The sequence below is a fragment of the Nitrosomonas sp. genome, assembly GCF_022842015.1.
Taxonomy (GTDB): Bacteria; Pseudomonadota; Gammaproteobacteria; order Burkholderiales; family Nitrosomonadaceae; genus Nitrosomonas.
Genome location: NZ_JALHQJ010000011.1, coordinates 38430 through 51616, shown reverse-complemented (window position 1 = coordinate 51616; position 13187 = coordinate 38430). Strand labels below are relative to the sequence as shown.

Annotated in this window: 10 protein-coding genes; 1 reads left to right on the top strand and 9 read right to left on the bottom strand. The window is 47.5% G+C overall.

Going from position 1 to position 13187, the window contains the following annotated elements; all coding sequences use genetic code 11:
• Positions 1-210 (top strand): hypothetical protein (locus Q0C11_RS03470; RefSeq protein ID WP_293005771.1); only part of this gene is annotated, 210 nt, incomplete at its 5' end.
• Positions 211-292: 82 nt separating this feature from the next.
• Here the strand turns inward: Q0C11_RS03470 and Q0C11_RS03465 are convergent.
• From Q0C11_RS03465 to Q0C11_RS03425, 9 genes are all read right to left on the bottom strand, one after another.
• Entirely contained in the window at positions 293-1414 is a 1122-nt protein-coding gene (locus tag Q0C11_RS03465; RefSeq protein ID WP_293005769.1) for a tryptophan 7-halogenase, read from the bottom strand.
• On the bottom strand, positions 1395-1811 hold the full coding sequence (locus Q0C11_RS03460) for a hypothetical protein (protein WP_293005767.1): 417 nt from the start codon (positions 1809-1811) through the stop codon (positions 1395-1397). Before Q0C11_RS03460 ends, Q0C11_RS03465 begins: the two co-directional genes overlap by 20 nt.
• 14 nt (positions 1812-1825) lie before the next feature.
• Positions 1826-4129: a LodA/GoxA family CTQ-dependent oxidase gene (locus tag Q0C11_RS03455; RefSeq protein WP_293005766.1), complete on the bottom strand. Its 2304-nt coding sequence runs from the start codon at positions 4127-4129 to the stop codon at positions 1826-1828.
• Positions 4130-4144: 15 nt separating this feature from the next.
• On the bottom strand, positions 4145-6250 hold the full coding sequence (locus tag Q0C11_RS03450; RefSeq protein ID WP_293005764.1) for a tyrosinase family protein: 2106 nt from the start codon (positions 6248-6250) through the stop codon (positions 4145-4147).
• A gap of 18 nt (positions 6251-6268) precedes the next feature.
• Complete coding sequence (locus Q0C11_RS03445) at positions 6269-7951, bottom strand: multicopper oxidase family protein (protein ID WP_293005762.1); 1683 nt, start codon at positions 7949-7951, stop codon at positions 6269-6271.
• 198 nt (positions 7952-8149) lie between these two features.
• Positions 8150-10498: a hypothetical protein gene (locus Q0C11_RS03440; RefSeq protein WP_293005760.1), complete on the bottom strand. Its 2349-nt coding sequence runs from the start codon at positions 10496-10498 to the stop codon at positions 8150-8152.
• 136 nt (positions 10499-10634) lie between these two features.
• On the bottom strand, positions 10635-11066 hold the full coding sequence (locus Q0C11_RS03435) for a hypothetical protein (protein WP_293005759.1): 432 nt from the start codon (positions 11064-11066) through the stop codon (positions 10635-10637).
• Positions 11067-11211: 145 nt separating this feature from the next.
• Positions 11212-11742 carry a peroxiredoxin gene (locus Q0C11_RS03430; RefSeq protein WP_293005757.1) on the bottom strand — a complete coding sequence of 177 codons (531 nt, stop codon included), beginning with the start codon at positions 11740-11742 and terminating at the stop codon, positions 11212-11214.
• 128 nt (positions 11743-11870) lie between these two features.
• The gene (locus Q0C11_RS03425; protein WP_293005755.1) at positions 11871-13151 is read right to left on the bottom strand and encodes a Y-family DNA polymerase; all 1281 of its coding nucleotides are present in this window, start codon (positions 13149-13151) and stop codon (positions 11871-11873) included.
• Positions 13152-13187: the final 36 nt, after the last annotated feature.

The following is a 13187-nucleotide window of genomic DNA, read 5'->3' as shown; positions in this document are numbered from 1 at the left end:
AATGAAAGTGATTGTTCGCGTGATTTCAGCAAAGAAATTACTAAAAAATACCCTGATATTCACATAACAATCAGAAATTGTAACGAATTTTATAATTCGTTGGATTTTGCAAAGGTCTCTATTTGTATTAATTGTGAGCCTATGACTTTAATGTGGAGCAATCTGCCCAGTGATAAACAGGTCAACAATTTTCAGATGGTCTTATTGTGAAAGCTAACGGAATAGTAATGATGTCAATTCTAAGATTTGACCTATGATTCACGAAGGTAGTATTTTTCTCATAATACGATGCTTACGTCCGCTTCATTCGGTGTCGTCGTTGCCAGAATGGTGCTTCCGGCCAACGTTGTTCACGTTGATAATAGTTTTGCCAGGTTAGAGAGTAATTATCAAATTCATTGCGCATCAGCGTGAAATATTTGGAAAAACCCATTGTGTCGTTTCTCAAATAGCAATCTGCGATGGCATAGGAAGCGTATAACGCCGACCGTAGTGCTTTGACGATGCCTTGCGACGATAAGGGGTCAAAGCTTGAGATAGCATCACCTACAGCTATAATTCCGGGAGGGTAGGTATCTGTGAAGCAGCGCGATGATGCAGGGAGAATCATCGGTTGCGTCAAGGGAAAGCGTGTGTTAATGCGCTGCTTGATATGCTTTGTCAACGAAAAATAATGCAGCCAAGTCGACATGTTGGCAATGCCTGATTGGCGCGCAATGTCAACATCGGTCATCAAAATAGCGATCTTTCGATGACCTGGAATGGCGGCGGTGTACCACCAGCCCTGATGGCATGCTTCGATCACGGCAGCTTCCGTATCGAATAATTCCGGCTGTTGCGTCTGGTGCTCAAAAAATACCGTGCATCCAATTAATCGATCCAGCTTGCGCGGCGCGTATTTTAACCAACGAGATACGATCGCCGCATGGCCACTGGCATCGATGATATAGCGGGTTGAAAATTTTCCTGCATTACCGCAATCAATGAGCCAGCCATGAGGGCTTTCGGCAAGTGAAAATGCCCGCGCGGATATGTTGGTGGTTCCTCGGCGAATTGCTTCTGTCTTGAGCATTGCGTCAAAATTTGCGCGATCCAATCGCCACCCGGTATTGTAAGTGTGCAGAAAAAACTCATTACTTTCTAATCCACTGCTTCCCCAAGCACTTAGTGTTCGGAAAGTCGGGTTATGCGCTGCATTCTCAAAAGCGGTTGTTACTCCTAGATGATCGAGAAATGGTTTTATGGGTGGCGGTACCGATTCGCCGACGCGGAAATGAGTGGATTTCTCTATATCTGCGATACAAACACGGGCATCAGGCATAATTTCGCGAAGCGAGATTGCCGCTGCTGCGCCTGCGGGACCGGCGCCGATGATAAAGACGTCGAAATTTGCGTTAGTCGGTTTTGACGGCATAAAATGATGCGACCACACCTGCGGGAGACACCGTGCCCGGCTCGCTGCCGGAATGCGGGATGGTGCGAATCACTGAGCCGACAATTGCAGGCCGTTGTTGGATGCCATTTGGCCAATGATTGATTAAATAACCTTCGTAGTCGTAAATCCATTGTTCGCCATTGACGATGCCCGTTCCCTGAAAGCGGATTCGCATCGGCGTGCCGTATTCGCGTGAACCTTTTAACGTCAGCGACCATTCCGGACCGCCGATGACGCCGCTCAGTAATTGCATTGCATCTTCATTGATGGTGATAGTTCCCCGGCCAAATTCCAGGTTGTTGAAAGCTTGGTTTACCTCCGGGTTGTTCAATAAGCTACGGTAGGTCCAGTTGCCGGTAAACGGATTGTCATTCATGAAGGTCTCCTTGATCAAGTATTCTTAGCGGGATTGATAATGGTGCTGAGTTGCAGATCCGGTGCGGCCAGTTGTTCGCTGCCATAGCGCTCGATGCTGTAATAGCGGCTATCAGGGCCTGTTGATGGTGTGCTATCGATATCAGGCAGATACGGATTGCGAATGATGAATCCGAGCTTCCACCAGTCTTCCACCATTTTCAAATCACCGGCGTAGGTTTGCTGGATACCCCGGCTCCAGGTAGTCCATGTGGTGACGGGTTGACCGTTCTCGAAACCAGTTAATTCGTTCGATTGCAATGGCCTGTGCGCGGGCCACCACAACGTATCCCACATTTTTTCTTCGAGCTTGAGCCGTTGGTCATTGTCGTTATCGGCATTGATGGTGTTCCAGTCGGCGTACGTGATGTTGATGGTATTCGTGGTGCATTCATTGAAGTCCGCTTGCCACGGCAGCGCCATATATTTAGTCAGATCCCCGGGTTGCAGGCCTGCTCCGAAATTATTATTGTGGCTGAGTGTGTTGTTTATACTGAAACTCAATTCTTCAATCATGCTTGTCGGTTGCCGATTCGCATTTGCCTGTGCAGCGGATTGCAGAAAATCCGCCAGGTGACGATCCGCCTTGATGCGGTACGGTGTCCAGTAAATCGAAGGATTGCGCATGATCCAATTCAATTCGCCGCCGGGACAGAACGCGCCACCCAATACGTTACTCAGCACGCTGCGATCCAGTTTGCGCCCATTCCCGGGCTGAGTTGTTGGGTAGGGAAAAAATACCGGATACTTCGCCGGGTTGATCCAGCCCTGTTCCATTTCGTTGATGAACTGACCTTCAGCCCATTGTTTAAGGATGAACAATTGATAATCGGTTAACCGCAGGAATTTGGTGACGACTTCGTTGGTCAGCGGATTATCGCCGCATAGCAATGGCATCAATGGGAGGTTATGCACTCGGCTGCCGACTTTGTCTTCCAATTTGAATTCGTTATCTTCGCCATTGCGGCGCAGTAAGTCGAACAAAAATTGCCGCATTGGCCGATAGGGATCGTTGTGCTGATCCTCAAGGGGTTGCTGGGTAGCGATAAATGCTTCACCCTGACTAGCATCGCGGGTAGTCGAGGAGATATCAGCTGATTTTTTACCAGTGCGCTTTTGCGCATGGTCCGGTGTTTGCCCGAGCTTGAACGGATCAAAAGTGCCGCGCTGTTCCTGATCATGTGGGAAATTGGATTGCGCCAGAATGTTGCTCAAGTACAGAAATTCATTCGGTCTGAACAAAATTGGCCAGATATCGCGATAAAACCAGGGTTTGAAGTCTTTGTTCCAGGTCAGTCGGCTTGCTTGCCATTGGCTCAATGCTGTCTGATTCTGGATTGGCACGGTTTCCGGGCAGTCGAAACTTCCCAGACGGCCGTATAAGCTGGTGTCGTATGCGAATTCGCGCAGAAATAAATCATATAGTACTTCGTCCATGGTAATCATGTCATGGATCTGCGGCACGAAGCGTGGATAGCCTACCACTACCCACGCCGGGTATTCCACATCGATATAGCGTACCGCACCTACTTGATCGGAATACATCGCCAATCGCGCCATTACCGGCCCGTCGGAGACATCGTCATACCAGCCGTCGTTATTAGCGTAGTGTGAAATATGCGGCTCACCCGGCCCGGATTTTTCACTGCCGGAACGACCGAATCCACCCAGTACGAGCAAGCGGGCGGTGTCGTCAGTCAGAATCTCACCGAGCGTATCAATGTCGCGGGGTTTTAAACCCTGCGGTGGAAAAGTGGCTGCATATACGTTGTTACCGGAGCGGTCAAAGCTTGCATGGCGCAAATTGGTGCTGTTGATGGTGCGCGGGCCAGGATCGATAATTAAGCGATCACGATTCTCAATCGACGCGTTGCGGCGCGGATGATTGTCCGTGTAGCCGTGTTCTCCGGAGCGGGTATTGAATTCGTACCAGGATGCTTTTTTATTTGCTAAATAGACGCGCCATTGGATATCGATCAGTTTACCGTGGTTGCCGCCGCCTTCGACGGCATCGCCCAACTTCAGCGGACGTCCATCTGGTGTCTCGTCGTCGTATACGAACACTTGGAATCGGGCTGCTTGACGCTTGATCCGGCCATTTTTGTCTTTGAAGTTTTTTACCAATACCGGGCCGCTGAGATCGTCGGACAAAATGGGGTTGCCTTTGGCGTCGCAAGCGTGAGGTAGCCCAGCGGGTATCTCGGGCGCGAGATAAAATTCAGTGTCACTGTTACCCAGGCGGGCGATACCAATGCCGGGGTGGATTTTATAGGTTGCCACGAAAATCTCCTGTAATCAATCGAGAAAATTCAATGAAACGCCTTCCAGTTTAAGTAGATCGATATCTTCCTCATAGTCGGCGCCAATCACGATCAAGGTGATTTGTAATTCACTAACGCCAGTGACCAACAGTTTTCTGGCGCATTCGGTGACATCGATTCTGTGATTGCGCGGCGTATTGTGATTGCGCGTGCGGTGATCATAATCGCGCGTTCTGGGTGGCGGTGTGTCGCAATGGCCGGGGCCGCCGTAGCATGCGCCGTGCCCGAAGATTGAGAGATAGCCGGCAAAATGCGGATTGCTTTGCAATGGTGTTCTCGCATTCGCTCCCGGTTGATTCAGAAAGGCGCGGATAAAGCAGGAACGCGATAATTGCGGCACCCAATGCAAGCGGATTTCTGCTTTGTGGAATCCTTGTGTGAGGTCATTAACCGGAATCGGCTTGGAAATGATGCGTCCAATCGGCGCGTTCAGTCCTACCGGGATAAAATGAGAACTGCGAACATACTCATAACCAAAGCGCGCTGCGTCCAGCGTATCGCGCACGGTATAATTCCATGGCGACAATATAGCGTCCAACTCCACCGGCGTGGCGCTGGGATTGAGCCGTTGCCATTCCCACCATAATCGATCCACATTGACATGAATCGACCAGAAAATCGGATCATAGGAAGCGGTCAGGTTACTGAACATATCGCCATATTGCGGCTGACTGTACATATCGGAGCGTGAGTGAAAACGACGCCCACCCGCCTGCACCATGGTGCTGCGTTGTTTGGCGATATCGTTCTGTGGCGACTGAGACACCGGTATGCTGTTTTCTTCGTACGACTTGCCATTTCCGTAATAGGGATTCATGCCCCCTGTCCAAATGTGCATGGTGTTATGCGGATTCTGATCGAGAAACCCGAATGAGGCGTCGTAAATGCTGCCGCCGCCGAAATCACGAAAATTGTTCAGGCTCAATATCTGCTGGATGTCATTGGCGGATGGATAATGGTAATGAATCGCCTCGTTGATGGTTTTGCCACCATATTCCGCTGGAAAGCGCAATGGATACCAGAACGGATTGGATGCCAGTAGCGCGTCGATCATGCGTTGCCGGTTGGCGTCCTGCGGTTGCGGTGTTACGTGCTGGTAGCCAATGGTGTTGTAGACATAGCGGAAAAACACGCTTTGCGATGTGAAATGCTGTTTCTTATTAGCCAGTTGCAGGAATGCGCGTTTTTGTGCAGCGGAAGGTCTGGGTTTTAATTCGGTGACCAGTTTTTCCGCTTGCTCGAGGGTCAAAAAGGCTTGGAACGATTTAGGAATAATCCAGCCGTTCTGCGCGCATTCCGGCCGGTATTGCGGCATTACCCAGTCCCAGTATGGCAGCATGATATCCGCATCGAAATCCCGCAGATCTTGCTCAAACTCATAAATATACGCTCGATGCCAGGCGAGAAAACGTTCCCAACCATGCTGGCAGTGATTCTGGTGGATCAGTGCCTGGTTGTTATAGCTGCGAATATCTTCCGGCCAATCGTTGAGGCTATACAGGTAGTGGAAAGCATTGCTCAGTCGTTTGATCTCGTCCTCGCTTAGGCAATCGAGATTGCTGCGCTGGCGCAATTCACCGGGGCGGCTGGGTGCGCGCGTGCCTTTTGCGGCCAGATCCAGCTCGGCGATTTCGTGCACCGATAGCCGGGTTGGCAATGTTTCGCATTGCTGTATTTCGGCAGTGATAGCCTGTATGTGGTCATCCTCCGGACACCCATCGTCGATCCAACTGCTGATGAATTCAATATCTTCCGGAGATACTGCTTTGCCGCCCCACGGCAAACGCGGAAATTGCGAACCGTCGAACGGTGTTTCTCCTTTCAAACCGCGTACCAGCATTGATGCGGTGCCGTGAGCCTGGGCGCTTTGATCAACCTCATGCCCGCAACAACTTTTGATTTTCTCCGCTTTCGGTGCAACAAGGCGAATGCCATGAATGACCGCTTCTTTGAGCTGTTTAACGCCATGATTCCAAAACTGCCCAATACCGCCATAATCGACGGAGCTGCCTGCGGCAGCTTCATTCAGGATTTTTCGGATGCGGTCGTACCGCGTGATTCTGGCTTTTCGAATCGGCATCGCGAGTTCTCCTGACGCTTAATGGCTATGTGCAACCGGTATATTGATTACTTCTTGGACTTCCATCATGCCCAGATCCTCGTGATCGAGAATGTGGCAATGTATGACAAACTTACCAATGTAGGTGTGGTACTGCGTATATATATTGGTCACTGTCGGGCCTTGTACCAGTAGCGTATCTTTCCAGACCATTTGCGGTTTGCCGTCCGGGCCTGTGCGCTGCCATTGGAACGGGTTGACATGGATGTGAAACACATGCGGGGTTGGCGGAATGCCGTTCGGAACTGCAGCAGGGTCCCCGACTGTGGTGAGAGACCACATATCGACGGTGCCTAATTCCAATTGACGGACATGGTCGGGATTAAACGCGCGGTAATTGACTTGAAAATAGTTCTTTTTGCCAGGCATATCCTGACCGAGCTTAAAAGCGACTTCTTGTACACCCACAGCTTTTTTACTTAAGTCGAGATTGCCAAAAGGTGCCAATGCGGCCATTTCCTCGCTGGTTGGCAAAGCCATATCGTCGACCTCGTTGGTGATTCTTAGGATGGCCAGCAAATTTTCCGGTTCGTCGACTTGCCGCAGTGATTTAAGACTGGAGACCGATTGATCGATGATGCGGTATTCTCCCGGAGTCATGCTGGCCTTGACTAAGACATCGCTGCGGTAGCCGGGCTGCAAGTCGATTGGTGTTCCGGCTTTCCAAGTGTCGATACGCCCGAGATAGTTGCCATCCAGCGCAATTTCATGTAAATCGTGTTTTTCGACCGCAAATGCAATGGATTCGCGAAAAGCAGTATCAATCAAACGCCAGCGTTGTACTTCGCCACGTTTCATGGTGATGATTGGAACAATCTGACCATTGATGGTGATACGTCGTTGCGAACATGGCCAAGTATCCTTGTTGGCGGCAGTATTACAATCTTTGGGTTGGGATGGGCCGGGGAACAGACTGGTGATGTTGTTCAGTTCTCCCTTTTGATTATATAGGGTGGTTTGCAGCACGAAGATTTTTTCGTTGGCATTGGCGGCCAATAGCGCTTTTGGCGTGGTGATTGGATTGTCTTCAATGACAATGGCACCTGCCATACCGCTGCCGACCTGAATTGACGTCGAGCCGTGCGCATGAGCATGATACCAATAAGAACCGATCGGATGGTCTTGCGGTAATGTGACTTCGTAAGGAAAATCGGTTTGCGGCGCAATGGCTAGCAGCACATTGTCGCTGTTGCCGGTAGGTGATACGTGTAAGCCGTGGAAGTGTACATTAGTGGTATTGAAAGAAGCCGGAATGGTATCCAGATAGGCGTTTTGGTTCTCCTGATCGAATTGCGCTTGAATTTCGTTGGGCGATTCTTTCGGTAATCGGTTTTTCAACAGTAAATTGATGACATCTCCCTGCCTGACACGCAAGGTTGGACCCACCAGCTTACCATTATAAGTGCGCAGTTTTACGCCACAACCCGCAATGCTGGTGGTTTTGGGATCGGTATACTGTACTGTCAGTTCAGTTTCTAGCCTGCCGTTTTGTGGATGCAGCTCGGGCGGGTTCTGGAAAGGCTGCTTTCCGTATTTATCAATGTCGATCGGATGGTAGCTGCAAGGAGAATGAATTTTCCCTGCTAAGGCGCTTGAGCTGCCGAATATTAGAGTGCATAGGATCAATAAATTGCATATTTCTTTTTTTTGCGACTTATTCATAACAGCTCCTTCTATGAAAAGCATTGATAAAAGTGCCTTCGTACGCGCTTGTAACATGACGATTTCGTATCTCATGTTACATGAAGAAATTCTTAAAGGCTATTGATTAGAATTAATAAAATATAATATTTGTTCAGTCTTCTATGTTGAATTGCTCCAATTTTGGCAGATGGTTTAGAAGCAGCGTAAATTAATTTCTCAATGACTGGTTGGCTTGGGCGCTGGAACAATTGTTGCCGACGATGCCTCGGATTGTTTATCTGTAGCAGCTTTGGCGTCAGGATTTAAATTGCTTACGGATTGAGATGTATTCGGAATTTTATTTTCCAAATTGGCGTTATCGAATTTGGCTTCGTCTCCAGAGGATATTTCATTTTTCTCACCCGAGAGTTGTTTTTGTGTTTCTTCCCCAATGCTTTTGTTGAAGTAATCACTATTCCAAAAATATAGGATGCTACCCAGCAGTAATAAGAGGAACAAATATAGTTTCCATGGGCGTTCCTTTTCAGCATAAGGATCGATCAGTGACCGCTGAGCGCCGGGCGGTAACGCGGCTGTTTTCGTTAATGAAGCGCCGAATGGGATATTAATAATGGCGCGTGTATTTACTGCCCAACCATTGCCATCCAGTAGTGGTGCCAGATTACGTTTGCGCAGCTTGAGAAATGCAAGGATAACCGATGGGCCTGAGATGAAGAGAATTAGTACAATGATTGTGAGTGGCATTTGCCACCAGGACAAGCTGATGAATCCTGTAACGACGGATGCAATCGCAGTTCCGATGGCTCCAATGGCCAGCCCAATAGCCGCAAAAATACCAGCAAACTTTCCCACATCAAATGGCGCGGGAGGTGCTTTGCCTGCATCCGCTGCATGTGCGGTATTTGTTATGCCGGAAGCGGCTTGATCTTGCACCGCTTTTTCGCGGGCGCTGACTAGTTTTTCGACTTGTTCACCGATCATTTTGCCGATTCGCTTGTATGGATACCAGAACGCTTGGCGGACACTGATGGGGTGTTCGATAATTTTCACGATCGTCGCATCCCAGTCTTGACCTTTTCGGTCATAAAAAATGCCATTCCGGCCCACCATTAAATTGTCTGCATCGCCATTCGTGAAAGCCGCAGCAATATTTATTTTTTTACTATCATCGCCTTCTCGCCGGCACTCGCAATAAGCAAGATAGGTGCCGCTTAAATTTGCCATGCTGCTGTGTTTGTTGATATCTGTGACATGCAAACAAAAATCACAACTACGGCCATCCAAATAAAGTGATCCGGCTTGAAAAATTGCCTTGTTCTGGGCCGTGTAGAAATCATGAAAAGATACAAAATTATCCAATAGCTGAAAAAGATGACAATGAAAGCGAATTAACTTTTCCACCGCATTGATGGCATCTGCGGTGCCGGAGTGTGACTTGTCGTTTTGAATCAGTTGCATGATTTTTTCATGATACCCGCCCGTCAGAATGGCGCGAACACGCTTGATCCCTAGAGATTCCACGGCAGCCCCACGCTTGGCTCTCAACCAAGCTTGATAAGCAGAGAATTTGTTGCATAATTCCTGCCAATCTCCATTGCTTAGGTTGTCTTTATTTCCTAACAGTGGAACGACAACCTTCTTTTTAAACTCAGTCAGAGCTCCAGTCCAGGCAGGATTAATCCCATTTTCAAGCGGAAGCGGTTTTTTCGCTTCAATTTTTGCCAAAGGAAAAGCAGCAACTTCTTCAGAATCTGCCGACAAATTTTTGCTGGTCAGCGCTTCATATTCCGTTAGCGCAGGATTCAACGGATCACTGGCACGCTGATCAAATTCTGCCAATCTGCAGCGTGTAAAATAATCATCAATTTTAACCTTAACCCGATCGAACGCTGCTTCGGCAGCGTTCGTTTCGTCGCCCAGTAGTAGAATGTTGATTGAGTCTTTCTCCGCTTCTCGCCACCATTCAGAGAAAGCGTTTGCTTCAATATAGAATTGTTTGACTTTTTCTTCAGAGATACCTGGCAAACCCGATCGATCTTCATCCGATCCGACACAACAAATAATTTCCTCAATGACAGTTTGAGTGCTGGATTCTAACGCGGTATTTGAAGGAATAATGCCATCCCCGTTGTATTTTGTGCTGGCAAAAATCATGTTCAAATTTGCCGTATCTTCAACGGTGATTGCGGGTTCTTCGCCTTTGCCGATATTGAGCAATATTTCCTTTGCCGATGCCAGTAACAGTGCACCTTCTGCCGTGTCATCATTGATAGCGGTCAAAGGCAGGGAATTTGATCCACGGATCATATCTTCCGGATTCTTTAGCAGTGAGGTGGTCCAATTCACGGCTGCAACGATCTCTGGGACGCGTATATGACCATCATTGTCGGTATCAATGAATTCGAGTGTTTTAGCATCAAATTCCAGATTGTCGGTAGGGCAACTCAGTGCTGCCCAAAGCTTAGGGTCGAGCTCGCCGAGTGATACTAAGTCAGCGCTTGAGTTTAAGTGAACTTGATCGAAGCCGCCGGAGCGGAAAAAACGCCATTGATGCAAAATATTCATAATTTCCTTTAGTTGCAGCTGTCTGTTTTAATGCGATTAATAACTTCAGCAGACTACATGGACTTTGTTGTCAAGGCAAGGCTTTGGATATTGGGTTTGGGGATAAACTTGTAGGGCTTTGCTAGGCCTGTTTGGGTTAAAAGAATTTAGAAATCCTTAAGGTAACAAAACTGTTCTGCACGAAAAAAGACACGGGATTTTTAGGAGTATATTCAAAGCATGCTTGGCCAATAAGCTCGATTTTCATGCGCTCGCCGAGTCTGCGTTCAGCTTCAACACGCAAGGTTGCTGGTCCATCCACAACATCAGTGACAAAGCCCGCAAGAATGGATGAATCTTGTATGTCATTAAAGGCGAGACGCGTACCAAGAAAAATGGTCTTGTCATAAATTGTAGGAAAAATTTGTCTACCCCGAATGTCAGCAAAATTCAGTTTATCTCGGCCATCACATAGTCCTTCCACAATGAATCCAAGATCGATATCACTTTTAGCAACCTGGAAGTATGTATACTCCAGTTCGGCTACTGCAGCAGCAAATGTAGTGGAGGCTACGTTTGGATGCAGCACAGGCGTATCGAGAAAGGTGGATTTAAATTCCGGAGACTTAACGTATCGTAGCTTTTCCTATCGTCAAACGTTTTGTTGGGTTCATCTATCTCATAAGAGAGAATTTGGATCTTCAAGTCAAATGTTCCAAATCATAATCGTTCAGTCATTTAGACTTCAGGTATTCCAACATAGAATCGGCGCCAGAAATTTCAAAAGGATCAGTGGGACAATTGTCTGTGTAACCGGATTCAACGAACATTTTTTCTATCTCCTTGTTTTGAACAATCATAGAATACCGCCATGAACGCATACCAAAACCTAAGTTCGATTTGTCTACAAGCATCCCCATCTTTCGAGTGAACTCCGCATTACCATCGGGAAGCATAAATATTTTCTCGGTTCGAAGATGTTTGCGCCATTGATACATAACAAATGCGTCATTCACGGACAAGCAAACCACCTCATCAATACCCAATGCTTTGAAATCATCATAGTGTTTCTCATAACCCGGCAGATGAGCGGTTGTACACGTCGGCGTGAACGCGCCGGGCAACGCAAATAATACAATTCGTTTATTCTTGAAAATATCATCCGTTGTAACATCTTGCCAGCGAAATGGATTATCACCACCTACCGATTCATCACGTACGCGGGTTTTAAAAGTTACGTTGGGTACCTGCCTTGGTTCTGTCATGATTATTGCCTTCTAATTTTATTGAGTCGTTACTTAGTCGAGTACCGAAATATTCTACACTTTAAGGAATCTTTGCGGTATCCCTAGTACTGGATGCCAGATTTAACTGTTTTAATTGAATTGACATGCTATTGAGCACTAATCAAGTCATTCCAGTTTGTGGTGTAGCTTGGGCTCCGATTTCCTTGTTTCATCTTCCACGGTTGCCTGAATCCCTCGGATCCTAATTTGACTGCGCTTCTTCCCATGCGGGCATTGATTTGATCTATGACATGCATCAAGTTGTCCGATTTCGTATCTACTGATACCAGGTTAAAGAGGTCGAATTGGCGGTTATGCGCAGATGCCAGATCAGATAACATCACACCCACTTTCTGATATTTATAGCCACGGCGATAAATTTTTCGCAGCCCCCACAGAGCAACTTTGGTTAGCAGCACGGTATCGTCAGTTTGCGTCGAAAGCGGTATCGTCAGGCTATTCGCATAATATGCCTCTTTCTCATTGAACGGACTGGTGCGGATAGTGATGTAGACTGACCCGGCATATGATTGTTGCCGCCGTAATTTTTCTGCTGCACGGCTGATATAAAGAGAAACCGATTCTTTCAAACTGGCCAAACAGGAGACAGGAATTCCGAAGGAGCGTGAACTGATGATCTGTTTTCTGGACGGATTGATTTCTTCTAGCTCGATACAGAACGTACCATTGATTTCACGGATAATCTTTTCCATGACAATCGAGAAATTGGAACGCATTCGTGAAGGTGAAGCTTGCTTGAGATCAAGGACGGTGTAAATTCCTATTTCATGCAGTTTGGGTGCAAGCCGTCGACCGATTCCCCAGACTTCACCGACCGCAATTTTGCTGAACCAGTCGTCTTGTTGCCAGGGTGATATGGCGTTCAGATTAAACACGCCATTAAATTCAGAGTGCTTTTTGGCGATATGGTTAGCCAATTTTGCCAATGTCTTGGTGGATCCAATGCCGACACAAACCGGCAATCCCGTCCATTGCTTAATTTGTTGACGAATATGCTGACCGTAGCAAATGAAGTGTTGTGCCTTAAATCCGGTGAGATCAAGAAAGCATTCATCGATGGAATACACCTCATGATCCGGGCTGAACGTTGCTAATATACTCATGGCACGGTTACTCATGTCTGCATACAAAGCATAGTTGGATGAGTAAGCAATGATTCCATGTTTTTTTGCCAAATCTTTCAGTTGGAACCAAGGTTGCCCCATTTTAACACCCAGTGCTTTGGCTTCGTTACTTCTGGCGACTGCACAGCCGTCATTGTTGGAGAGCACCACAACAGGCTTGTCTTCCAGTTTGGGATTGAACACCCGCTCGCAACTGACATAGAAATTATTCACATCAATCAGCGCGATAGAACGGTCAGACATGGAATACGATGGCTTTAGATTTCTAACTGCAGTAAT

Bases quoted from the DNA above. Each gene is read 5' to 3' on its own strand.
- Q0C11_RS03465 (WP_293005769.1), bottom strand. From the start codon at position 1,414: ATGCCGTCAAAACCGACTAACGCAAATTTCGACGTCTTTATCATCGGC.
- Q0C11_RS03460 (WP_293005767.1), bottom strand. From the start codon at position 1,811: ATGAATGACAATCCGTTTACCGGCAACTGGACCTACCGTAGCTTATTG.
- Q0C11_RS03450 (WP_293005764.1), bottom strand. From the start codon at position 6,250: ATGCCGATTCGAAAAGCCAGAATCACGCGGTACGACCGCATCCGAAAA.
- Q0C11_RS03445 (WP_293005762.1), bottom strand. From the start codon at position 7,951: ATGAATAAGTCGCAAAAAAAAGAAATATGCAATTTATTGATCCTATGC.
- Q0C11_RS03440 (WP_293005760.1), bottom strand. From the start codon at position 10,498: ATGAATATTTTGCATCAATGGCGTTTTTTCCGCTCCGGCGGCTTCGAT.
- Q0C11_RS03430 (WP_293005757.1), bottom strand. From the start codon at position 11,742: ATGACAGAACCAAGGCAGGTACCCAACGTAACTTTTAAAACCCGCGTA.
- Q0C11_RS03425 (WP_293005755.1), bottom strand. From the start codon at position 13,151: ATGTCTGACCGTTCTATCGCGCTGATTGATGTGAATAATTTCTATGTC.